The sequence below is a fragment of the Streptosporangium sp. CA-135522 genome (assembly GCF_050949235.1).
Lineage (GTDB): Bacteria > Actinomycetota > Actinomycetes > Streptosporangiales > Streptosporangiaceae > Streptosporangium.
In genome coordinates this window covers 2261417-2283054 of record NZ_CP192026.1, presented here as the reverse complement: position 1 = coordinate 2283054, position 21638 = coordinate 2261417, and the positions used below count along the sequence as shown (strand labels likewise).

At 72.3% G+C, this 21638-nt stretch carries 19 protein-coding genes; 11 read left to right on the top strand and 8 right to left on the bottom strand.

Going from position 1 to position 21638, the window contains the following annotated elements:
- Positions 1-42: 42 nt before the first annotated feature.
- Together ACQPYK_RS10910 and ACQPYK_RS10905 are read left to right on the top strand one after the other, a co-directional pair.
- Positions 43-657, top strand: a complete 615-nt coding sequence (locus tag ACQPYK_RS10910) for a dihydrofolate reductase family protein (RefSeq protein ID WP_433253749.1) — start codon at positions 43-45, stop codon at positions 655-657.
- Between the two features lie 196 nt (positions 658-853).
- Positions 854-1246: a VOC family protein gene (locus tag ACQPYK_RS10905; RefSeq protein WP_433253747.1), complete on the top strand. Its 393-nt coding sequence runs from the start codon at positions 854-856 to the stop codon at positions 1244-1246.
- 166 nt (positions 1247-1412) lie between these two features.
- Here ACQPYK_RS10905 and ACQPYK_RS10900 read toward each other — a convergent pair whose 3' ends face one another.
- The gene (locus ACQPYK_RS10900; protein WP_433253745.1) at positions 1413-2336 is read right to left on the bottom strand and encodes a cyclase family protein; all 924 of its coding nucleotides are present in this window, start codon (positions 2334-2336) and stop codon (positions 1413-1415) included.
- A 29-nt stretch (positions 2337-2365) separates the two neighbouring features.
- Between ACQPYK_RS10900 and ACQPYK_RS10895 the strand changes: the two genes are divergently transcribed.
- Entirely contained in the window at positions 2366-3610 is a 1245-nt protein-coding gene (locus ACQPYK_RS10895) for a serine hydrolase domain-containing protein (protein WP_433253743.1), read from the top strand.
- Positions 3611-3612: 2 nt separating this feature from the next.
- On the opposite strand, the gene ACQPYK_RS10890 is transcribed toward ACQPYK_RS10895, so the two are convergent.
- Positions 3613-4404 (bottom strand): SDR family NAD(P)-dependent oxidoreductase, encoded by a 792-nt coding sequence (locus tag ACQPYK_RS10890; protein ID WP_433258762.1) that lies wholly within the window; start codon positions 4402-4404, stop codon positions 3613-3615.
- Entirely contained in the window at positions 4404-5024 is a 621-nt protein-coding gene (locus tag ACQPYK_RS10885) for a cysteine hydrolase (protein ID WP_433253741.1), read from the bottom strand. The genes ACQPYK_RS10890 and ACQPYK_RS10885 overlap by 1 nt, the downstream gene beginning before the upstream one ends.
- 172 nt (positions 5025-5196) lie before the next feature.
- Here ACQPYK_RS10885 and ACQPYK_RS10880 point away from each other — a divergent pair, with 172 nt between their 5' ends.
- From ACQPYK_RS10880 to ACQPYK_RS10850, 7 genes are all read left to right on the top strand, one after another.
- On the top strand, positions 5197-7254 hold the full coding sequence (locus ACQPYK_RS10880; RefSeq protein WP_433253739.1) for a protein kinase domain-containing protein: 2058 nt from the start codon (positions 5197-5199) through the stop codon (positions 7252-7254).
- Positions 7255-7265: 11 nt separating this feature from the next.
- Positions 7266-7628 carry a Zn-ribbon domain-containing OB-fold protein gene (locus ACQPYK_RS10875; protein ID WP_433253737.1) on the top strand — a complete coding sequence of 121 codons (363 nt, stop codon included), beginning with the start codon at positions 7266-7268 and terminating at the stop codon, positions 7626-7628.
- Positions 7625-7966 carry a VOC family protein gene (locus tag ACQPYK_RS10870; protein WP_433253735.1) on the top strand — a complete coding sequence of 114 codons (342 nt, stop codon included), beginning with the start codon at positions 7625-7627 and terminating at the stop codon, positions 7964-7966. The genes ACQPYK_RS10875 and ACQPYK_RS10870 overlap by 4 nt, the downstream gene beginning before the upstream one ends.
- A 256-nt stretch (positions 7967-8222) precedes the next feature.
- Positions 8223-9797, top strand: a complete 1575-nt coding sequence (locus ACQPYK_RS10865; RefSeq protein ID WP_433253733.1) for an AMP-binding protein — start codon at positions 8223-8225, stop codon at positions 9795-9797.
- A complete protein-coding gene (locus ACQPYK_RS10860; RefSeq protein WP_433253731.1) occupies positions 9794-12046 on the top strand; it encodes an acetate--CoA ligase family protein in 2253 nt (750 codons plus the stop codon). Before ACQPYK_RS10865 ends, ACQPYK_RS10860 begins: the two co-directional genes overlap by 4 nt.
- Before the next feature lies 1 nt (position 12047).
- Positions 12048-12797, top strand: a complete 750-nt coding sequence (locus tag ACQPYK_RS10855) for a glucose 1-dehydrogenase (RefSeq protein ID WP_433253729.1) — start codon at positions 12048-12050, stop codon at positions 12795-12797.
- Between the two features lie 246 nt (positions 12798-13043).
- The gene (locus ACQPYK_RS10850; protein WP_433253727.1) at positions 13044-15440 is read left to right on the top strand and encodes an ATP-binding protein; all 2397 of its coding nucleotides are present in this window, start codon (positions 13044-13046) and stop codon (positions 15438-15440) included.
- Here the strand turns inward: ACQPYK_RS10850 and ACQPYK_RS10845 are convergent.
- Together ACQPYK_RS10845 and ACQPYK_RS10840 are read right to left on the bottom strand one after the other, a co-directional pair.
- A complete protein-coding gene (locus tag ACQPYK_RS10845; RefSeq protein WP_433253725.1) occupies positions 15437-15616 on the bottom strand; it encodes a DUF5999 family protein in 180 nt (59 codons plus the stop codon). The genes ACQPYK_RS10850 and ACQPYK_RS10845 overlap by 4 nt on opposite strands.
- Before the next feature lie 119 nt (positions 15617-15735).
- Positions 15736-16383, bottom strand: a complete 648-nt coding sequence (locus tag ACQPYK_RS10840; RefSeq protein ID WP_433253723.1) for a PaaI family thioesterase — start codon at positions 16381-16383, stop codon at positions 15736-15738.
- 390 nt (positions 16384-16773) lie between these two features.
- On the opposite strand from ACQPYK_RS10840, the gene ACQPYK_RS10835 reads away from it, so the two are divergent.
- Complete coding sequence (locus ACQPYK_RS10835) at positions 16774-18474, top strand: CHAP domain-containing protein (protein ID WP_433253721.1); 1701 nt, start codon at positions 16774-16776, stop codon at positions 18472-18474.
- A 121-nt stretch (positions 18475-18595) separates the two neighbouring features.
- Here the strand turns inward: ACQPYK_RS10835 and ACQPYK_RS10830 are convergent, their stop codons facing one another.
- From ACQPYK_RS10830 to ACQPYK_RS10820, 3 genes are read right to left on the bottom strand one after another with little or no spacing between them, the layout of a single operon-like run.
- The gene (locus ACQPYK_RS10830; RefSeq protein ID WP_433253719.1) at positions 18596-19432 is read right to left on the bottom strand and encodes a TIGR03619 family F420-dependent LLM class oxidoreductase; all 837 of its coding nucleotides are present in this window, start codon (positions 19430-19432) and stop codon (positions 18596-18598) included.
- A gap of 37 nt (positions 19433-19469) precedes the next feature.
- Complete coding sequence (locus ACQPYK_RS10825; protein WP_433253717.1) at positions 19470-20444, bottom strand: acyl-CoA dehydrogenase family protein; 975 nt, start codon at positions 20442-20444, stop codon at positions 19470-19472.
- The gene (locus ACQPYK_RS10820) at positions 20441-21586 is read right to left on the bottom strand and encodes an acyl-CoA dehydrogenase family protein (RefSeq protein WP_433253715.1); all 1146 of its coding nucleotides are present in this window, start codon (positions 21584-21586) and stop codon (positions 20441-20443) included. Before ACQPYK_RS10820 ends, ACQPYK_RS10825 begins: the two co-directional genes overlap by 4 nt.
- Between the last annotated feature and the right edge of the window lie 52 nt (positions 21587-21638).

Sequence of the window (21638 nt, the reverse complement as noted above, 5' to 3'; positions counted from 1 at the left end):
CGTCCACCAGATGTGGACATCGTACACAATGGGGAGATCATCATGAGCAGGCTGGTCGTTTCCACCTTCCTGTCCCTGGACGGTGTGATGCAGGGCCCCGGCGGCCCCGGCGAGGACGACTCCAACGCCTTCCCGCACGGCGGCTGGCTGGTCCCGCACGTGGATGAGGAGTTCGGCCGCATCATGGATGAGCAGTTCCAGCGCGCCGACGGCATGCTCCTGGGCCGCCGCTCCTATGACATCCTGTCGGCGCACTGGCCCCACGTGCCCGACGAGGAGGGTGGCGCAAAGATCAACAGCATGCCCAAGTACGTCGCCACCACAACGCCGATGACCGCCACATGGCGCAACACCCAGGTCCTGGTGGGCGAGGCCGCCCAGACGATCGCCGCCCTCAAGAACCGCACCGACGGCGAGATCCTCGTGCAGGGCAGCAGCGACCTCATCGCCGGCCTGCAGCGGGCCGACCTGATCGACGAGTACCGCCTGCTGATCTTCCCCGTCGTGCTGGGCGAGGGCAAGCGGCTGTTCGCCCCGGGCACCGTCCCGGCCGGACTGAAGCTCACCTCGGCCGCCACGACTCCCGCCGGCGTCATCTACGCCACCTACGAGCGCAACGGCGCACCCGTCTACGGCACCGTCGCCCCGGACGCATAACAGCGTTTTCCCACGGCCGGGACCCGATCACGGGACCGGTTGCGGGCCGTCACGGCCCACGGCTCGCCGCCATGCGCTGCGGGCCGCGCCCCCCGGTCCGGTATCGACCCCACTGCCCGACCAACTGCCCGACCAGCGGGCCGAGCAGAGCATCCGGTCCCGACCAGACCGGATCCGAATCACGGAAGGTTGTTCCATGCGAGTGCGAGTCAAGGATTTCGATCACCTGGTACTCAACGTGCAGGACGTCGAACGGGCCCTGGAGTTCTACTGCGGACCGCTGGGCCTGGAGCCGGTCCGGGTGGATGAGTGGCGAGCCGGTGAGGTGCCGTTCCCGTCGGTGCGGGTCAGCCCGACCACGATCATCGACCTGCTCGGCCGCCCGCGCGCCGAGTCGAACGTGGACCACATCTGTCTGGTCGTCGAGCCGCTGGACTGGCGGCAGATCATCGCCTCGGACGTGTTCACCGTGCTGGAAGGCCCCGTCGGCCGCTTCGGCGCCCGAGGCGAGGCACAGTCGATCTACGTTCGGGATCCGGACGGCAACACCATCGAGCTGCGCTGGTACCCGCAGGACGCGAAGGACTGAATCCCGCCTGCTTCGGCGCCGGCGGCACAGGTGGCCGTTGAGAAGACGGGCGCGACGGTCGGCCAGATGCGCGCCGCGGCGGACACTCCGCTCCGGGGTGTCGGCGCCGAGCACCGTCGCCGAGCACCGTTCGGGCGGAATCCGGGCGGGGGCGCCCGGGACGGCGTTAGAGGATCGCCAGGGGCGTGATCGGGCTACCGGTGCCCCCTTCGATCCGCAGGGGGGCGGCGACGAACACGAAGTCCTTGCCCGTACGGCCCGCACACGCCGCACCCAGCTCCTCCAGCCAGAGCATCTCGGCCAGGTGGATGCCGTGCCGCCACAGCAGGATCATGTGGAGGTCGTCCTCCAGCCCCTCGTCGGCGAGCTGGCGGGCGTTGAGGCCGCCGATGGCGGCGTTGTCGGAGGCCACCACGGCGACGTCGCGGGAGGCGAGCCAGCGGCCGGCGTCGGCGGACAGGCCCGGCTGGCCGGACCAGTACTCCTCGGGGGAGTCGTTCCACACCAGGGGCCAGCCCGTGCGGACGACGGCCACGTCGCCGGGCCGTACGTCGTCGCAGATCTCTCGCAGCAGGTCGCCGGAGACGCGCAGGTCCACCGGGAGGTGCTCCAGGCCCAGGTGGCGGGGAACGTCGAAGAGCACCGCCCGGGCCACGACGCCGCCGACGGTCTCGATGCCGCACCGGGTCGCGCCGTACGATCTGACCCGGGCGGCCGGGTGGCCGTTGTAGAGCTCCTCCCCCGACCACATGTGGCACAGGGCGTCCATGTGGGTCGTGGCGCCGTGGTGGGTGACGACGATGGCGTCGTCGGCCACACGCAGACCCGCGCCGATGGGACGGGTCCCGGCCGCGTAGTCGCCGCCGTCGATCGACATGAAGTGCTGCGGCAACGGGCGGCCCCGCAGGTGGGGAACCGTCGCCGGGGCAGGTGAGGAGGTCGCCCCCCTGATGGGCATGGCCAGGCTGATCACCTGTCCGGTGGCGGCCGAGGCGAGGGCGGCCAGGACCGTGGCGGGAGTCAGCAGGTTCAGGGTGCCACGCTGGTCGTCTGGGCCGAAGCGGCCCCAGTTGTTAGGCTCGGTTACCAAGCAAGTGCTCACTTTCATAGGGACGGGTCATGACGGTGGTTCACGGGCAGTGCGATCCCCGGTTCTCCCGGGTGCGCGAGGTGTTCGACGGGCACTTCGCCGGCGGCGAGGAGCTGGGCGCGGCGTTCGCGGTATTCCTTGACGGCGAGCCGGTCGTGGATCTGTGGGGCGGGGTCGCCGACCGGCGCGGCGGGCGGCCCTGGGAGCGTGACACTCCGGCGCTGACGTACTCGTGCACCAAGGCGGTGACCGCGACGGCGGTGCTGCTGCTGGCCGAGCGCGGACTGCTCGACGTCGGCGCGCCGGTCGCGGACGTGTGGCCGGAGTTCGCCCGCGGCGGCAAGGATCGGGTCACCGTCGAACACCTGCTCACCCACCAGTCCGGGCTGCCGGTGATCGAGGAGCCGGTCCCGGTGGAGGAGTTCGAGGACCAGGCCGCCATCGCCGACCGGCTGGCCGGCCAGAGACCTATCTGGGAGCCGGGCACCGCGCACGGCTATCACGCGCTGACGTACGGGTTCCTGCTCGGCGAGGTGATCCGCCGGGTCTCGGGCAAGTCCGCCGGCGAGTTCGTGGCGGCCGAGATCGCCGGGCCGATGGGGCTCGAACTCTGGCTCGGCGCGCCGGACGGCGTGGCGGCGCGGGCGGCGCGGCTGTCGGCCGGGGAGCGTCCCAAGCCCCCCGATCCCGTGGACACCCCGCGACCTTCCGGCCACGCGGACACCAGCCTCCAACGGCCCGGGCCCGCCGCTCCCGAGAGCGCCGCCCCGGTCACGCGCGACCCGCTGACGGAGATGTCCAGGGCGGCGCTGGACAGGGACAGCCTGATGAACCGGGCGCTGGGCAACCCGCCGATCCACCGGCTGCAGGGCGGCGCCAACCATCCGGTCATCATGCGTTCGGGCTGGCCGGCCGTGGGGGCCGTCGCCACGGCGCGGGGCCTGGCCGGGTTCTACCGCGACCTGGTCGCCGGACGGATCCTGCGCCCGGAGACCCTGCGCGACGCCCTGCGGCGGCGGGTCGGCGGCCCGGACCGCGTGCTGGTCATCGACAGCTCCTTCGGATTGGGATACATGCGACCGGCCATGACCTTCCTGACCCCCGCCAGGGGCGCGGAGTCCGCCTTCGGCCACACCGGCATGGGCGGGTTCCTGGGTCTCGGCGACGTCGAACACGGCCTGGGCATCGGCTACACGATGAACAAGATGGCCAACGCCGTCTCGGGCAGCCTGCGCGCCCACCGCCTGACCGAGGCCGTCTACGCCTCCCTCTAGCCTCAATGCATCGTGATGCCGCCGCTGACCGACAGGATCTGGCCCGTGATGTAGGCGGCCCTGTCGGTGCAGAGGTAGGCGACCAGGCCCGCCACGTCCTCGGGGGTGCCGAGGCGGCGCAGCGGAACGCTCCGGGCGAGCCTGTCCACCAGTTCCGGCTTCTCGGCCGCCACGCGGCGGAGCATCGGGGTGTCGGTGGGCCCCGGGCAGATCACGTTCGAGGTCACGCCGGCCCGGGCGGCCTCGCGGGCGAGAGTCTTGGCCAGGCCGAACAGCCCGGCCTTGGTGGCGGCATAGGCGCCCTCGCCGCCCGACCCGGCCCGCGCGCCGTCGGAGGAGATGAAGATCAGACGCCCCCGGCCGCGCTCGGTCATCCCGGGCAGCAGGAACCGGGTGAGCAACATCGGGCCGCGCAGGTTGACCTGCCACATCAGGTCCCAGGCCGCCGGGTCGCTGGCGACGAACGGCTCGACGATCGACACGCCGGCGTTGTGCACCAGGATGTCCGCCGCCTCGGCATGCCCGCAGAACTCCGCGATGGACCCCGGATCGGCCAGATCGACCCGCAGTGCCCTGGCCGGCGCCCGCGGCCCGCTGGGCGCCCCGACCCTCGTGCCCAGCCCCAGCGACTCGCTGTTCAGCTCGTCGGCGATCGTGGCGGCGCCCTCCTCGTCCATGTCGGCCACGACGAGCCGGGCGCCGAGCGAGGCGAGGTCGCGGCAGATGGCCGCGCCGATCGCACCGGCTCCCCCGGTCACCACCGCGGTGCGGCCGTCCAGCCTCAGTCCCTCCATCATCTCCAGATCTCCACGAGGTCGGTGGCGGCCACCCGCGCGGCCAGCAGGCTGACGGTGTTGTCGAGTACGGCCCGCGCGTAGTCGTCGGGGACCCCCGCCACGGCATCGGTCACCACCGCCACCCGGTAGCCGAGGTTGACGGCTTCCAGGGCGAGGCCGGGGATGCCGAGGTTCAGGGAGAGCCCGACGGCGACGACGGCCGAGACGCCGAGCGAGCGCAGGGTCGCGTCCAGCGAGGTTCCGGTGAAGGGCGAGAACCCGTGGTAGCGGCGCGACTCGAGGTCTCCGGGGTCGAGCAGCGCGGGCAGGACCTCGATCGCGCCGGTGCCCTCCAGCATGTGCGCGGGATCTTTGAGCAGGGCGGTGATGAACGGACAGTTGGCGGTGTGCGAACCGGCCCGGTCTGCGCGGAAGGCGGCGGTGCAGTGGATCACCGGGATCCCGGCCGAGCGGGCCGCGGCCAGGACGCGGGAGGCGTTGGCCACCACGTCGCGCCGCGCACACACCTCCACCAGATCCGGAAATCTCGCTAGATCACCGACGACGCCGCGCTGCATCTCCATCACCAGCACCGCGCTGTGCCCCGGTGCGACCAGCGATCCCAGATCGACCGGCATTCGACCTCCAGACACCCGAGCGCTTGCTTGGTCATCGGCCAGAGCCTAACACGCGACCGGCCGCCGGTCCGGCGCGGCCACTCCGGCACTCTCTGGCAAAATTCGCGAACCGTGACAACCGATCACGGGGGTGAGACCGTCGAACAAGTGACGGCGCTCGGAGGGGGACTGGATGGTTCCGGGTTACCACGAGGTGCGAGAGCTCGGCGTCGGGGGCGGCGGCCGGGTGGTACTGGCCACCTACACCCCCACCGGCGCCTACGTGGCCCTCAAATACCTGAACGCGACCCTGAAGGGCGACGACGGGTTCCTGGCCCGCTTCCGCGAGGAGGCGCGGATCATGGTGGAGTTGCGCGACCCCAACGTGGTCCGGTTCTACGAGTACTACGAGGACGTGCTCGACGCCGCGATCGTGATGGAGCTGGTGGACGGCGTCGCACTCAGGAGAGTCCTGTCCGACCACGGCACCACGAGCCCCGAGGCGGCGCTGGCGGTGCTCAAAGGCTCACTGGCGGGCCTGGCGTCCGCCCACTCCGCGGGGATCGCGCACCGTGACCACAAGCCGGAGAACGTGCTGATCCAGGCGGACGGCACCGGCAAGCTGACGGACTTCGGCATCGCCGCCCCGACAGGGGAGGCGGGCGTGCCGGCGGGCACCCCGCACTACATGGCGCCCGAGCGGTGGGCCGGAGGACCGGCCGACTCGGCGAGCGACATCTACGCGGCGACGTGCGTGTTCTTCGAGTGCCTCACCGGGCGCGCGCCGTACCGGGCGGACCACCCCGCCACGCTCATGCACCGGCACCGTACGGCACCGATCCCGGTGGAGGCGGTGCCGAGCTCGGTGCGGAAGCTGGTCGCCCGGGGCATGGCCAAGGATCCCGCGGACCGCCCGCCGACAGCCCACGCGTTCATCGCGGAGCTGGAGGCGGCCGCGCTGTCGGCCTACGGGCCGGAGTGGGAGCAGCGCGGGCGCCGGCACCTGGCCGAGCTCGCCACCCTGCTGGCGCTGACGTTCCCGCTGGCCAAGCCCGCACCGAGGGCGGGCACCCCGGTCGCGCGAAGCGTGATCGGCCGCATGGGCGGGATACGCCGCCCCCGGCCCGGCCCCCGGGTCATGGCCGCGGCGGCCGTGATCACCGTCGCGGTCACCGCCGGGCTGGTCTCCGCCGGCCGGGCATCGGACCGGCTCTCCGCCGGAACGGTCTTCACTCCCGGGCCGGAGTCCTCCGCGGCCGAGAGCGAGCCTTCGATGAGGAAGCCCGCAGGAAAGGGCACGGCGCCCTCACCGCCCGAGCCCGTCACCACCTCCGGGCCGTCGCGACACGCCACCGCCGATCAGGTCACGCCCTCCGCGCGGGGTGCCAGCCCGAACCGTTCGACGAACCGCCCGGCTCGGCCCACCCCGGACCCGTCGAGGACTCCCCCGGCGGCACCGAGCCCCACCCTCCCCGCTCCCTTCCCCGTGACACCGCCACCCGCGCACGCGGTCAGCGGCCTGACGATCGCCGGGATCGACGCGAGCGGCGCCACCGTCGCCCTGCGGGCATCCACCACGGCCGGCGTCGTGCTGACCGTCGGGTTCGCCGAAGGACAGGACCGCGAGCGGCTCACCGAGGCGCCCCCGCGCAGCTTCACCCTCGCCGGGGCCGACGCCTACTCCCCCACCGTCCCGCACGCCTTCACGGTTCCGGGCTGCGGGCAGACCCTCTACCGGCGGGTCACGGTCTCCACCTCGCCGCAGGCGACCGGCGGGCCGCGAAGCCGCACGGTGGAGGTCAAGGGCGGCCCGTGCCCGTCGCCCTCCGTCAAGAGCGTGGACATCACCTCTTTCGACGGCACCACGGTCCGCTTCCGGGTGCGGACCGGCGGCCCCTCGGCGGTGACCGTGAAGCTGGGATTCACCCAACAGGTCATCGGCGGCGAGGGCGAGCAGACCGGCGGCACCCAGGTGCTGGAGCTGTCCGGCCTGACCGAGTACGTGCGCGAGGCCGTCGTGAGGTTCACCATGCCGCCCGGATGCAGCGGGTACGGCGGATACGTCCATCGGGTGGTGACGCTCACCACCGTTCCCGGCAGCGGCGCGCACTCCCGCGAGATGAGACTCCCACTCCCCGCGTGCACACCGGATCCGACTCCCTCCGGAGCCGAGCAGCCCGCCGACGGCGAGCCGGCCCCGGACGGATCCACGGGCGGCGACACCCTTGTGAGCGAACCAAGCGTGCGCTAGCTTGGCGATCGATGACCAGTGACACGCTCACCTACTGGGATGCCTGCCGTCGCGGCGAGTTGGTCATTCAACGCTGTACGGCCTGCGCCCGGCGGGTGCACCTGCCCGCTCCCGAATGTCCCCACTGCGGCGGCGCCGACCTGCCCTACGAGCCCGTATCGGGGGTGGGTCGTGTGCACACGTTCACCGTGGTGCACCGCTCCTTCGTGCCGGAGTTCCAGGGGCGGGAGCCGTACGTGCTGGCCTGGATCGACCTGCCCGAAGGGGCTCGGGCGTTCGGGCGGGTGGTGGACTGCGCACCGGAGCGGGTGCGGATCGGCATGCCGGTGTGCGTCACTTTCATCGACGACCTACCGCAATGGAGACCGACATGAGCAAGCTCGGCAATGTCCTGATCCCCGTGGACGACCTGGACAAGGCGATCGCCTTCTACTCGGACGCGCTCGGCCTGGCGGTGCGCTTCCGCGACGGCGACCGATTCGCGGCCCTGGACGGCGGGGGCGCCACGGTCGCGCTGGTCGCGGCCGGGGAACGGGTGACGGGAGAGGTCACCGCGCCGTCCTACAAGGTCGGCGACCTCGCCCGGGCCGTACAGGAACTGACCGGGGCGGGCGCGGAGATCGTGCGCGAGCCGGAGACCGGGCCGCACGAGATCAGAGCCGTCCTCCGCGACCCGTCGGGCAACGTCTTCGTCCTCTACTCCTCCCTCTGACCTCTGCTCCTTCCTCTGACCTCTGACGCCGTCCTCCGCTCCGTCCTCTGATCCCTTCTGGTCCTCTCTGACACCGCCTCCCTCTGATCCCTTCTGACGCCTGATCCCCTCTGACGCCTCTCCGTCCCTGCCTTGACGCCCTCCCCCGGCACCCTCTCCCTCTCCTCCGGCGTCCCTTCCCGCCGGTCCTTCACCCCTCTGCGTCCTCTGCCTGTTCCTCTGCGTCCTCTACTCCCCCCTCTGGCCGGAGGCCACAATGGCGCGATCCCCCTACGGCAACTACGCCTACGCCGTCCTCACCGCCAACGCCCTGCGCACTCCCGACAAGGTCGCGCTGACCTACTGCGGCGAGCGCGGCTTCACCTACTCCGAGCTCGACCGGATCGTCGACCGGCGCGCCCATGCCCTGGCGGCGGCCGGAATCGAGCCGGGGCGGCGGGTGGCGGCGCTGCTCAACGAGACGCTGCACGTGGCCGAGGTCTATCTCGCGGCGGCCAAGCTGGGCGCGGTCACCGCGGCGCTCAACCCGTACTGGCCGGTGGACACCCTGCGGGAGGTCGTCGCGCACTCCGGTGCCACCGCCTTCGTCTACGACTCCACGGTCGAGCAGGTCGTCGCGGGGATCCGCCCGCGGCTGCCCGATGTGACCAGCTGGATCAAGGTCGGCGGCCCCGGCGAGGAGGCCGTGGACCTGGACGCGCTGACCGCCGGCGCCCCGGACGAGGAGTTCGCGCCAGAGGGCTCCGGCGACGACCCACTCGCGCTTTACTACACCTCGGGAACCACCGGCCTGCCCAAGGCGGTGGTCCACACGCACGCCTCGTCACTGGCGACCGCACGGATCTGGACGGACGTGCCGCGCGCCGAGGACTCGGTGCTCGGCACCGGGGCGATCATCTGGGGCATCGGCTTCCCCGCGCTGGTCGGACCGGCCCTGTACGCGGGCATGCGCCTGGTGCTGGAGCAGGACTGGGGGCCGGCGAACTTCCTGAAGGTGGTCCCCCGCGAGAAAGTCACCCACGTATCGCAGATCCCGTCGTTCTACGCGGCGCTGCTCGGGTCCGACGACCACGCCGGGGTGGACCTGTCGTCCCTGCGGGTCATCATGCTGGGCGGCGAGCCGCTCCCGGCGGCGCTGCTGGCCAGGATGCGGGAGCGGCTGCCGGACGCCGGCGTCTACTGCTACTACGGCCAGACCGAGGCCCCCTACACCTGCTTCGGCCGGGTGGACGACGGCAGCACGCCGCTCGGCTCCTCCGGCAGGGCGAGGATCGGCAACGCCGTACGGATCACCGGGCCGTCCGGCGGCCGGGTGGTCGGCGAGATCGGGGAGATCAACCTCGCCGGACCGCACCGGATGGCGGGCTACGACCGGCTCCCCGGCAGAACCGCCGAGGTGCTCCACGGCGAGTGGTATGTCGGTGGCGACCTGGGCGTCCTTGGCGAGGACGGCAACCTGACCGTGCTCGGGCGCCGGGAGGACGCGATCCTGAAGGGCGGGGTATGGTCGCAGCCCTCGGCGGTCGAGGAGGCCGCGACGGCACTGGACGGCGTGGCCGAGGCCGGCGTGGTGGGTGTGCCCGCGCACGTCGACGGCCAGGAGGCGGTCGAGCAGAAGATCCTGCTCGCGGTGGTCGCCCGCTCGGGGCATTCGCTCGACCCGTCGAAACTCGCGATCGCGCTCGCCGAGTCGCTGCCCGCCCACCGGCGTCCCGACCGCGTCGTGGTCGCCGATGAGCTTCCCCACTTCCAGGACGCCTCCGGTGGACCCGGCAAGCTGCTGCGCCGCGAGATCCGGGAGAGGTACCGGCACCTCGTGGAGGGGGCATGAACGGACGCGACCTGTCGGCGACGGCGACCGCATTCCCCGAGCACGAGGTCAAGGCGCTGCTGCGGGAGGCCGGTGTGCCGGTGCCGCGCGGCGCCACGGCCGCCTCCCCCGAGGAGGTCGCCGGGGCGGCCGACGGGCTGACCCCGCCGCTGGTGCTCAAAGCCTTCGGACCCGGGCTGGTGCACAAGTCGGATTCCGGCGCGGTACGGCTGGCACTCGGCGACCCCGCCGAGGCCGCCGAGGCCGCGGCCGGGATGCTGCGCGAACTCCTGGCGCAGGGCATCACCCCGGACGGGTTCCTGGTCGAGGAGCAGGCCGCGGCGGGGGCCGAGCTGATCGTCGGCGTCGTCCGAGACCCGAGTTTCGGGCCCGTCCTGCTCACCGGGCTCGGCGGCGTCTGGACCGAGGCCCTGCGCGACACGGCGGTGCGCCTGTGCCCGGTCTCCGAGGCCGACGCCCGGCGGATGCTCGCCTCCCTGCGCGGCGCCCGGCTGCTGCACGGCTATCGCGGCCGCCCCGCGGTGGACCTGGACGCCCTGGTACGGCTGCTCCTGGCGATCGGCGGCGACGGCGGGCTGTGGGAGCGGCTGGAGCTCGGCGAGTTCGAACTCAACCCGGTGATCGCCACCGAGCGAGGCGTCATCGCGGTCGACGCCCGTTACCTGCCCGCCGGCCGCGCCTCGGACGTGACGGAACCCGCCGGGGACCGCCCCGCCGTACCGGCGTCGGGGGGAAACGGCGGTGGGCGGCCCGAACGGCCCGCCGGAGGCGACACGGGTGACGGCCCGGTCGCGCGGACCGACTTCACGGCTCTGTTCGAGCCGCGGGCCGTGGCCGTGGTGGGGGCGTCCACCGGCAGGCCGAACTTCGGGAACATGTTCCTGGAGTTCTACCGGGCCACCGGCGTGCCGCTGGTCGCGGTGCATCCGGAGGCCGACGAGATCGACGGGGTGCCCGCCGTACCGACGCTGGCCGACGCCGACGCCGACTACGCGCTGGTGGCCGTGCCCGCCGGGCGGTGCGCCGAGGTCGTACGGCAGGCGGCCGGCATCCCGTTCGTGCAGGTGATGAGCGGCGGGTTCGGGGAGGCGGGCGCACCGGACCTGGAGGCCGACCTGATCGGGGCGGCGAGGGAGGCGGGGACGCGGCTGCTCGGCCCGAACTGCATGGGCGTCTACAGCCCGCGCGGCGGTCAGACGTTCGTCGGCGGCGAGCCGGGGCCACCCGGGCACGTGGCGCTGATCTCGCAGAGCGGCGGGCTGGCCGGGGAGGTCGTCAAGGTCGGCGAGCGGCGCGGGCTGGCGTTCAGCCGGGTGGCCACGGTGGGCAACTCCGCCGATGTGACCCCGGCCGAGCTGTTGCGCTGGCTGGCCACCGACGAGCACACCTCGGTCGTCGGCATGTACCTGGAGGACCCTCGTGAGGGGCGCGCCCTGTTCGAGTCCCTGATGTCCGTGCGCGGACGCCTGCCCGTCGTCCTGCTGGTCGGCGGCCGGAGCGTCCAGGGCCGGCGGGCCGCCGTCTCCCACACCGGCGGTCTGGTCGGCGACGACCGTGTCTGGCGGGCACTGGCCGAACAGGCCGGCGTCACCCTGGTCACCGGGCAGGACGACCTGATCGGGGTCCTGACCTTCTTCCAGGCCCACGCGGGCCGTCTGACCGCGCCGGCGGGCGGCGCGGCGCGCGCTCTCGTCTCCGAGACCCGCCCGGCGACCGGAGCGGCCGGGGGCGCCGGCTCCGCGGTGCTGGTGATCGGGCCGAGCGGCGGAGCCGGCGTCCTGGCGGCCGACGCGTTCGACGCCGCCGGACTCTCCCTCGACGCGTTGCCGCAGGACGCGCGAGACGGGTTGAAGGCCCTCGGGATCGGGGTGGGCAGCTCCCTCGCCAACCCCCTGGAGATCCCGGTGGGACCGCGGGGCCGTCCTGAGCTGGTGCGGGAGGCCATCGCGGCGATCGTGGCGCGGCGGCCGTACCCGGACGTCGTCGCCCACGTGAACGTGCAGAGCTTCTTCACCTACGGGACCTCGGCCGAGCCGTTGTACGCCTGCGCCCGCAACCTCGCCCGCGCCCAGGAGGACCTGCCCGGCGTCAGGGTCACCCTGGTCACCAGGAACGGCGAGTGCGCGCCGCCCGGAGTCGAGGACGAGGTCCGTGCGATCGCGGCCGGTGCCGGAATCCCCGTCTATCGTTCGATGGAGGCGGCCGCCGTGGCCGTCGCCGCCGCCAAACGTTTCACGCGAGGAGCTTGAGATGGGTCTGTTGGACGGCAAGGTGGCCCTGATCACTGGCGGGGCTCGGGGCATGGGCGAAGCCCACGTGCGCCTGTTCCTGGAGGAGGGCGCGCGGGTCGTCTTCGGCGACGTGCTCGACGACGAGGGCAAGGCGCTCGCGGAGGCCACCGGGGCGGTGTTCGTCCACCAGGACGTGACGGGGCCGGAGGACTGGCGGCGGGCGGTGAACACGACCGTCGAGACGTACGGCAAGCTTGACGTCCTGGTCAACAACGCCGGAATCCTGAAATTTCGGCGGATCGCGGATATGACGCTGGATGAGTACGACCGGGTCCTCGACGTGAACCTCAAGGGCACCTGGCTCGGCGTCAAGTCGGTCATCGAGCCCATGAAGGCCGCCGGCCGGGGCTCGATCGTGAACATCTCCTCGGTCGAGGGGTTCATCGGCGCCGAGGGCCTGTCGGCCTACGCCGCCTCCAAGTTCGGCGTGCGCGGCGTGACGAAGGCGGCGGCCCGCGAACTCGCCCGCTTCAAGATCCGGGTGAACTCCGTCCACCCCGGGGCCATCAACACCTCCATGGCGGTGGACCCGGAGATCGCGGCCGAGGTGGACGGTGAGGCGTTCCTGAAGTCCATGGTCATCAAGCGCTTCGCCAAACCGGTCGAGGTCTCCCACGTGGTGGCCTTCCTCGCCTCCGACCGGGCGAGCTACTGCACCGGCAGCGAGTTCACGGTGGACGGCGGCATGCTCACGGGGGCCGGCTATTGAGGACCACCGCCGAGAACCCGCCACCGAGAACCCGTCGCTGACAGCCCTCCGCTGAGGACCGGCCGTCGAACGCCGGTCGGGAGCGGGCCGCCGAGGCGTGGCTCCCCCTCACCGCCGGCGATCGGCGTTCACCGCGATGCGGAAGCGCGTCGAAAACGGTCTGGACATAACCTTGATTACGTTGGACCGATTCCAGCGCATGGTGATCGACTGGGGCGCGACCGGCGCGAGGCGCTGATGAATGTGATGACATCGACCACCTCGAAGCGGCGGCGGGCAGCGGGCCTGCCGGCGGAGGTGACCAGTTTCGTGGGGCGTCGGCACGAAGTGGCCGAGGCCAAGCGTCTGCTGTCCGGGGCGCGCGTGGTGACCCTCACCGGAGTGGGCGGGGTCGGGAAGACCCGGCTGGCCCTGCGGGTGGCGGCCGACGTGCAGCGGGCCTTCCGGGACGGCGTGTGGCTGGTCGATCTCGCCGGGCTCGATGATCCGGAACTGCTCGTGCCGTCGGTGAACGAGGCCCTGACGATCCGGGACCACTCCTCCCGGCCTCCCCTTGAGGTGCTCGTCGATCACCTGCGCGACAGGCAGGCGTTGCTGGTCCTGGACAACTGCGAACATCTGCTGCACGACTGCGCCGTGGTGGTCGAAACGCTGGCCCGCTCCGCGTCCGCCGTACAGGTCCTCGCCACCAGCCGTCAGGCCCTGGGCATCGCCAGCGAGCAGACGCTGCCCGTGCCGACGCTTCCGATGCCCGACCCCGGGGCCCCTCAGCCGTCCATCGAGTCGCTGGCGCAGTGCGACGCGATACGCCTGTTCGTCGAACGGGCGCGGGCCGTCCTGCCGGATTTCGCCCTCACCGTCGCCAACCGGGACGCCGTGGAGCGGATCTGCCGCCGGCTGGACGGCATCCCGCTCGCGATCGAGCTGGCGGCCGTGCGGCTGCGGGCGCTGTCCGTCGAGCAGTTGCTGGCCAGGCTGGACGACCGGTTCCGGCTGCTCACCGCGGGATCGCCGGCGGCGCTGCCCCGCCAGCGGACGCTGCGCGCGCTGCTCGACTGGAGCCACGCCCTGTGCACCGAGCAGGAGCAGCTGCTGTGGGCGCGCACCTCGGTGTTCTCCGACGGCCTGGACCTCAAGGCGGCCGAGGTCGTCTGCTCCGGAGACGGACTCACCCGCGAGGAGGTCGTCGACCTGGTGATCGGGCTGGTGGACAAGTCCATCCTGATCAGGGACGACCACCCGTCGTACCCCTCGGCGGCGCGCTACCGGCTGCTGGAGACGATCCGGCACTACGGCCGGGAGCGGCTCGTGGCGTCCGGCCAGGAGGCGGCGCTGCAGCGGCGACACCGCGACTATTACCGGGAGTTGGCGGCGCAGGCGCGTGCGCAGCGGTTCGGCCCCGGCCAGGTGCTCTGGTTCGGCAGGCTACGGCGTGAGCACGCCAACCTGCGCGCCGCCCTGGAGCACTGCTTCGCCGAACCGCAGGAGGCCGCGACCGGTCTGGACATGGCCACCGATCTGCTCTACCACTGGATCACGAGCTTCTACCTCCGGGAGGGACGCTGCTGGCTCGACAGAGGGCTTCGCGCCGTCACCGAACCGGGCGAGGCCCGTGCCCGGGCGCTGTGGGCCGGCGCCTGGCTGGCCATCCTCCAGGCCGATGTCGACTCGGCCGCGGCGATGCTGGAGGAGGCCCGAACGCTCGGGGAGCGGCCGGGGCAGGAGCCGGTCCTGGCCTACGTCGCCCTCTACTCCGGGATGATCGCCATGTATCGGGGGGACGTCGAGTCGGCGGTCCCGCTCTACGAGGAGGCGGCCGCCCGGCACCGCGCCACCGGTGATCCGACGGGCCTGGCACTGGCGCTCATCCGGCTTTCCCTCACCCACTCTTTCCGGGGCGACTTCGCACGCGCCGTCTCCGCCGCCGAGGAGGGTCTCGCGATGTGCGAGGCCCGTGGAGAGGGCTGGCACCGGGCATACACGATGATGGCGCTCGGCATCGCGGTCTGGGGTCAGGGCGATGACCGACGCGCGGTCGAGCTTGAGATGGAGAGCCTGAGGTTCAACCGCTCGCTCGACGATCCGATGGGCGCCGGGACCAATCTGGAGGTGCTCGCCTGGATCGCCGCCACCCGGGAGCAGTACGAGAAGGCGGCCATGCTGCTGGGAATCCTGGAGACCGTCTGGCGGGAGACCGGGGCGCCGCTGTCCGGATTCGGACACATGGCCCGTTATCACGATGAGTGCGAATCCCGTACCCGGGAGGCGCTCGGCGAGCCGGCCTTCGAGGCGGCCGTCCGGCGCGGTGCCCGCATTCCCTATGAGGAGGCGCTTGCCCTCGCCCTCGAAGAGGAGGCGCCCGGTGGCGAGCCTTCCGGGGAGGCCGAGCGGCCGTCACCGCTGACCCGCAGGGAGACGGAGATCGCCCGGCTCGTCGCCCAGGGGCTGAGCAACAAGGAGATCGCGGCTTCGCTGGTCATCTCCCAGCGCACCGCCGAGGGGCACATCGAGCACATCCTGAACAAGCTCGGCTTCCACTCCCGCGCCCAGATCGCCGTCTGGATCGGCGAGCGGGAGCGGGACACCGACGGCGGCCCTTCCCCTGCCTCTGAGGGCCGGCGTCTGAGGGCCGACGGCTCCTAGGCGTGGCAGTGGACCGGGGTGCTGCGCCCGTCGGGCAGGAGTCCTCCGGTGTCGTCGAAGACCACCACACCGTTGCAGAGGAGTCCCCATCCCTGCTCCGGGTGGAAGGCCACCAGGCAGGCGGCCTCGTGATCAGGCGCGTCTGCGGGCGGGCACGGAGGTTGATGTTGACACATGGGTCGTACCTTCGATCCTTTGCTGGCTGCGGTGGAGCCTTACCGACTCGATCAGCATGTCCTCCGACAAAAGAAGGTCAGAACGGGGTAAATACCTACTCCCATACCTATTTATCCCTTCAGCTGGAAGGAGATCGGCCCCCGGACCCGTCCGCCCACGTCCGGGGTGTGACGAACAGCCCGAGGGCCTCGACCAGCGCGGTGCCGTCGGGAAGGGCGATCCGTCCCTCCGCCCAGGCCTTCCGGCCTTCGGATCGGGTGTGCTCGGCGGTCGCCACCAGCGGTTCGCCGTACGGGACCGGGCGCAGGTAGCGCAGCGTCAGGGTGGCGGTCATCCCGGCGACGCCCGCCACCGCGACGGCGTGGCCCAGCATGTGATCGAGGATCATGGCGCTGATCCCGCCGTGGACCGAGGCGGGCGGCCCCTCGTGGGTGGGGCGGAAGCTCAGCTCGGCGCGGGCCGTCCGCTCCGGGGTGGTCTGGACGACCAGCGGGAGGGCGTGCGGGTTGGCCGAGCCGGTGACGGCGTTGCCCGCGTGCCGGGGCAGGCCGTCGGGGCCGAGCTCGAAGGGCTGGGGAGAGTCCCGGTGGCGGGCGCGCAGGCGCCGGGTGAGCACGGCCAGCTCGGCGGTGACGGCGGCGATCTCGCTTTCCGGCACGTCCGTCAGCACGACCGCGTCGACCAGGTCGCGGGCCTGCTGGGTGAGGACGGCCAGCGCGGCCAGGACGGCGTCGGCGTCCTCGGCGGGGGCGAGATCGGTGGTCATGAACTCACCTTAGAACACGTTCTACAGAACCGCATTCGGTCTCGTTCCAGGGCCCTCGACCCGGACAGCGGCAAGATTTTTTGTTTGACCGGTTTAGTCCGAAAAAATCCCTATAACGGGGCTGACGTCGGCTTTTGTCGATCAGGTGAGGCGGCAATCCCTTGGTGTGTTCTTTATCTCGTCTTGACCTTCGGCTTCTTCCGGGTAGCCTCCCAGGTCACGGAAGACAACTGACCAATGGTGCCGCCACACGCGTCACGATCGTCCCCCCGGATCGGTCCGCGTGCACGCGCCATCGCTCAACCCGTCTCCCGGTAGCCGGGTTGCGAGGGCGGCGCGACCATGTCTCCATGGCTGCCGGGGGTCGCGAAACCTTTTATGACCCCTGAGATGCAGAAGTTCATCGAACTACTGGAGAGCGAGCTCGGGTACTCCGAGAAGAGCGGCGGCTACACCAAGTTCGGCCACTGGTACGGCAACGACGTCGAGGTGGACGCCGACTACACCGCGGCCCCCTGGTGTGACATGTACCTGTCGTGGGCGGCCCACAAGCTCGGCTACGAGGACTGGGTGGGGCAGTTCGCCTACACCGTCTACCACGCCGAGTGGTTCAAGGAGCAGGACGCCTGGGGCACCACCCCCGAGCCCGGAGCCATCGTCTTCTTCGACTGGAGCGGTTCGAAGAAGATCGACAAGATCGACCACGTGGGGATCGTCACCAAGGTGACGGGCAGGACGATCCACACGATCGAGGGGAACATCGACGGCGGCGTCGCCAAGCGCAAGGAGCGCGACACCGGCAAGGTCGTCGGCTACGGATACCCCGAGAAGGTCAAGGCCCGGCTGGACAGGGAAGCGACCCAGAAGCAGACGGTCATCACCAGCGCCGACATCCAGGCGAACAACTCGGTCGCGCTCGACCCCGCGCCCAACCTGCTCGCGATGGTCCCTCCGCCCGGCCTTTCGAGGGAGACCGACACGGCGACGAGTCCCGTCTCCGCCGGGGTCCGCGCCAAGCACACCAAGCCCGGCCCCAAGCACGCCAAGTCCCCCGCCACGGACAGGCAGCAGGCCAAGGCCACGCCGGAGAGCACCCCGAAGGTCGTCGAGACCCCCGCCCAGTCCCAGATCTCCGCCGGCCGTACCACCACACCCGGCAAGCACGCCAAGCCCGCCACCGCCGACACCAACGCGATCGCGGCCACCCCCGCCGCGCTCAGCAGCGGCCTGTCCCCGCAGGTTCCCCAGCTCGGCACCCCCGCCGTGCTCGCGCCGGTCCTGCTCGCCGCGGTCGCGATCCTCGCCCACGCCAAGACCAAGCAGTCGAGGGTACGGCTGGCGTTCGCCGAGGGGGAGGCCGCGCCCGCCCGCCCGTCGCGCCGCACCCCGGGTCGTCGCCGGGCCCCCGGACGCCGCCGGATCACCAAGGGCGCGCCCGTCCTCGCCGAGGAGAGCCGGATCATTCGGGAGACCGTCCCGGAGACCACGCTCCCGCAGGCCGCGACCGCCGATTTCCCTTCGGTCACGACCCCGCTCGCCCACGTCGGGGAGCCCGTCCCGGCGGGCCTCGTCGAGGAGGTCACCCTGACGGGCCAGGTCGGAGAGGCCACCCTGACGTCTCGCGTCGAGGAGACCGTCCTGACGGGCCCCGTCGAGGAGAGCACCCTGGCGAGCCTGGTGGGAGAGGCCGGCCTGGTCACCCTCACCAATGCCGAGCAGGCCAGCCTCGCGCGGGCGGAGGAGGCCATCCGGACCAGTCTCGCCCGCGCCGGGGAGACCGGCCGGGACGACTTCTTCCGTCCCGGCAGGATCGGGACGACAGGTCCCGCCCGTGGCGGGGAGAGCGGCCCGGCCAACCGGCGCCACGACGGCCCTCGCGCCCCCTATCAGGGCAGGCGCCGCCTCCGCGAGCGTCCGGTGGTCGAGTCCTCCACCTTCGTGCAGGACGCGCCCCTGCGCGGCCGGCGCCATCGCCGATCCGAACCCGTGGTCAGCACGACCATCCCGACCGGGCCGCTCGCCACCGCGCCCGCCGACGCCCTGGTACCCGACGGCTATCGGGGCCGCCGCCGGGCACGGGTGCCGGTCTGAGCGCGCGGAAGTCGGGCTTCGACGGCCCTGCCTGACGGGGTCCCCGGCGGGTCCCGACCTGACGGGGTCCCCGGCGAGTCCCGACGGCGGGTCCCGGCGGGTCTCGACGGCGGGGTCCGATTCAGGGAGAGCCGGTCGGGAGGCAGTCGGCGGCGAAGGCCGCCAGACCCGCGACGGCGTCGCGGCCGCGGCGCCAGGGCCGGACGATCATCCGATCCACCCCGAGCCTCTCCCACCGGGGGATCTCGGCGAGGCCGGTGAGTTCGTAGGCGTGCGCGGTGACCGAGAACGGGCGGTCGTCGCGAAGCCCTGCGAGCCTGTCGAGCCGGGGACGGATCGTCTCCAGAGAGTGCGGCATGCTGATCCAGCCGTCACAGAGCCGGGCGGCCCGTCTCAGGGCCGCGTCCGACTCGCCTCCGGCCAGGATCGGCAGCCGCTCCTGGACGGGCTTGGGCTCGAAGGCGACCTCGGGAAAGCCGTAGAAGCGCCCCTCGTGCGCGACGACCGGCTCCGACCACAGCCGCCGGGTCACCTCGATCGCCTCGTCCAGCCGGGCTCCCCGGGTGCCGAAGTCCACCCCGGCCGCCCTCCACTCCCCCTCGTACCACCCGGCGCCGACCCCGCAGATCGCCCTGCCGCCCGACACCCGGTCCAGCGTTGCGAAGGCCCGCGCCGAGACGAAGGGATGGCGCAGGGCGTAGAGGTGCACCGCGGTGCCCAGCCGCACCCGGGAGGTCAGCCCGGCCAGCCAGCACAGGTAGGCGGGGGCGTCGTACAGCGGGGTGACCGGCGAGATGCCGGGTCTGCCGGTTCCGGGATAGCGCGCCAGCGACAGGTCCGTGGCGAAGACCAGGTGTTCGGGCAGCCAGACCGACTCGAAGCCGAGCTCGTCCGCCGCGACCGCGACATCCCGCCAGGCGTCCGGATGGAGCAGTCCGAGAGGAACGCCGAACCTCATCTCCGCCCTCCCCGCCCGGTGTCCCGCCACGTACCGGTCACGGCCACCTCCCCGGTGCGGCGGTCCCGAGGATCGCGGCCCGCAGCCGTGCGCGGTGCAGGGCGATCCCGCCGTAGGCGGCCGACAGCGACCACACCCGGGCGAGCCAGAGGTGCAGGTCGAGTTCGTCGGTGTAGCCGATCGCGCCGTGCACCTGCAGGGCGGTCCCCGCCGCCAGCTCGGCGGCCTCACCCGCCGCGGCCTTGGCCGCGCTGACGTCCCGGTCCACGGTCGGCGCGTCCCGGTCCACGGCGAGGGCGGCGGCGTAGACCACGGGCGCGGCGAAGTCGACCGCGACGGCGACCTCGGCGAGCCGGTGTTTGACCGCCTGGAACGCCCCGATCGGGCCGCCGAACTGCCGTCGGGTCCGCGCGTAGCCGACCGTGGTGTCCAGCAGGTGCCTGGCCAGACCGACGAGCTGGGCGGACACCGCGACCGTCACCGCGCGGACCGCCGGGGTGATCTCGGCCCGCAGCCGGATCGCCTCCCGCGATTCCACGCCGAACAGCGGTCTCGTCCGGTCCACCCCGGGCTGGGGTGTCAGCCGCGCCGCGTCGGGCCGGACGGCGTACGGCACGCCCCCGCGCTCCACGATCAGCAGATCGGCCAGGTCGGCGTCGGGCAGGTAGGTCTGGTCGCCGATCCGCACGCTCACCCGCAGGTCGCCGGCGGCGAGCTTGATCGACACCGGGTCTCCGGCCAGCAGCAGGGGGGCGGCCACGGCGGTCTCGGCGACCGGGCCGGGCAGCGCGGCCCGGCCGATCTCCTCGAAGGGAAGGACCGCGTCGGCGAGCCCCAGGCCGAGGCCGTCGTACTCCTGCGGGACCAGCAGCCCGAACAGCCCGATCTCGGCGAGCTGCGGCCAGGCGGGGGTGCGCTCGCTTCGCACGGCCCCGGCCGGGCAGTGGGCCCCGAGCACGTCCCGGACCGTCGCCGCCAGGGCGAGCTGGTCGTCGGTGAATGCGAAGTTCATCGCGGCAGCCCCAGGACGCGTTCGGCGATGATGTTCCGCTGGATCTCGTTGGTGCCGGCGTAGATCGGACCGGCCAGGGAGAACAGGAAGCCGTCCAGCCAGCGACCGCCCTCCTCGGCGTCGGGGGCCCCACGCTCCAGCAGGCCGCGTTCGCCGAGCAGCCGGAGGGCGAGGGTGTGCATGCGCACGTCCAGTTCGGACCAGAACACCTTCCCCATGCTGGACGCGGAGCCGATCTCCTCCCCCGCCGCCAGCCTGCGGGCGGTGCCGAAGGTGTGCAGCCGGTAGGACTCGGCGTCCAGCCAGGCCCGCGCCACCTGGTCGGCGAGGGCCGGGTCGGTGTCGGCCGACCGGGCCAGCCGGACCAGCCGGTCGGCCGTCGCGAGGAACCGGCCAGGGCTGCGCAGGGTGAGACCGCGCTCGGAGGAGGTGGTGGCCATCGCGATCCGCCATCCCTCGCCCGGAGCCCCCAGCACCAGATCGTCGGGGACGAACACGCCGTCGAAGAAGATCTCGGCGAACCCGTGCTCCCCGTCGAGCTGGGCTATCGGGCGGACGGCGACACCGTCCAGGGGGAACATGAAGTAGGTCAGGCCCCTGTGCCGGGCCGAGGCGGGGTCGGTGCGAAAGAGCCCGAAGCCCCAGTCCGCGTAGGACGCCCGGGAGCTCCAGGTCTTCTGCCCGTACAGTCGCCAGCCGCCCTCGGCCCGCTCGGCGCGGGAGGCGAGAGCGGCGAGGTCGCTGCCGGCCTCCGGCTCCGACCACGCCTGGGCCCAGACCTCGCCGGCCCTGGCCATCGGGGGCAGGAACCGTTCCCGTTGCCGTGCCGTGCCGTGGGAGAAGAGCGTGGGGGCCAGCAGGAAGATGCCGTTCTGGCTGACCCGGCCGGGGGCGCCCGCCGCCCAGTATTCTTCTTCGAAGATCAACCATTCGACGAGGCTCGCCGCCCGCCCGCCGTACTCGACCGGCCAGGACACCACCGAGAGCCGCTCCTCGGCGAGCAGGCGTTCCCATTCGCGATGCGCCTCGAACCCCTCCCTGGTGTCCATCGAGGGCAGCGGGGCCACGGGCACGTGCCCGGCCAGCCAATCTCGCACCTCGGCCCGGAATTCCTGCTCCGCGCGTGTGAAGTCCAGATCCACGAAACCAAACTAGCGCACGCTTGGGTAAATCGTAAGGGAGTCCTTCCCGGGC

Coding starts and splice junctions, on each gene's coding strand:
- ACQPYK_RS10910 (WP_433253749.1), top strand. CDS start 43: ATGAGCAGGCTGGTCGTTTCCACCTTCCTGTCCCTGGACGGTGTGATG.
- ACQPYK_RS10905 (WP_433253747.1), top strand. CDS start 854: ATGCGAGTGCGAGTCAAGGATTTCGATCACCTGGTACTCAACGTGCAG.
- ACQPYK_RS10895 (WP_433253743.1), top strand. CDS start 2,366: ATGACGGTGGTTCACGGGCAGTGCGATCCCCGGTTCTCCCGGGTGCGC.
- ACQPYK_RS10890 (WP_433258762.1), bottom strand. CDS start 4,404: ATGGAGGGACTGAGGCTGGACGGCCGCACCGCGGTGGTGACCGGGGGA.
- ACQPYK_RS10885 (WP_433253741.1), bottom strand. CDS start 5,024: ATGCCGGTCGATCTGGGATCGCTGGTCGCACCGGGGCACAGCGCGGTG.
- ACQPYK_RS10880 (WP_433253739.1), top strand. CDS start 5,197: ATGGTTCCGGGTTACCACGAGGTGCGAGAGCTCGGCGTCGGGGGCGGC.
- ACQPYK_RS10875 (WP_433253737.1), top strand. CDS start 7,266: ATGACCAGTGACACGCTCACCTACTGGGATGCCTGCCGTCGCGGCGAG.
- ACQPYK_RS10870 (WP_433253735.1), top strand. CDS start 7,625: ATGAGCAAGCTCGGCAATGTCCTGATCCCCGTGGACGACCTGGACAAG.
- ACQPYK_RS10865 (WP_433253733.1), top strand. CDS start 8,223: ATGGCGCGATCCCCCTACGGCAACTACGCCTACGCCGTCCTCACCGCC.
- ACQPYK_RS10860 (WP_433253731.1), top strand. CDS start 9,794: ATGAACGGACGCGACCTGTCGGCGACGGCGACCGCATTCCCCGAGCAC.
- ACQPYK_RS10855 (WP_433253729.1), top strand. CDS start 12,048: ATGGGTCTGTTGGACGGCAAGGTGGCCCTGATCACTGGCGGGGCTCGG.
- ACQPYK_RS10850 (WP_433253727.1), top strand. CDS start 13,044: ATGACATCGACCACCTCGAAGCGGCGGCGGGCAGCGGGCCTGCCGGCG.
- ACQPYK_RS10845 (WP_433253725.1), bottom strand. CDS start 15,616: ATGTGTCAACATCAACCTCCGTGCCCGCCCGCAGACGCGCCTGATCAC.
- ACQPYK_RS10840 (WP_433253723.1), bottom strand. CDS start 16,383: ATGACCACCGATCTCGCCCCCGCCGAGGACGCCGACGCCGTCCTGGCC.
- ACQPYK_RS10835 (WP_433253721.1), top strand. CDS start 16,774: ATGCAGAAGTTCATCGAACTACTGGAGAGCGAGCTCGGGTACTCCGAG.
- ACQPYK_RS10830 (WP_433253719.1), bottom strand. CDS start 19,432: ATGAGGTTCGGCGTTCCTCTCGGACTGCTCCATCCGGACGCCTGGCGG.
- ACQPYK_RS10825 (WP_433253717.1), bottom strand. CDS start 20,444: ATGAACTTCGCATTCACCGACGACCAGCTCGCCCTGGCGGCGACGGTC.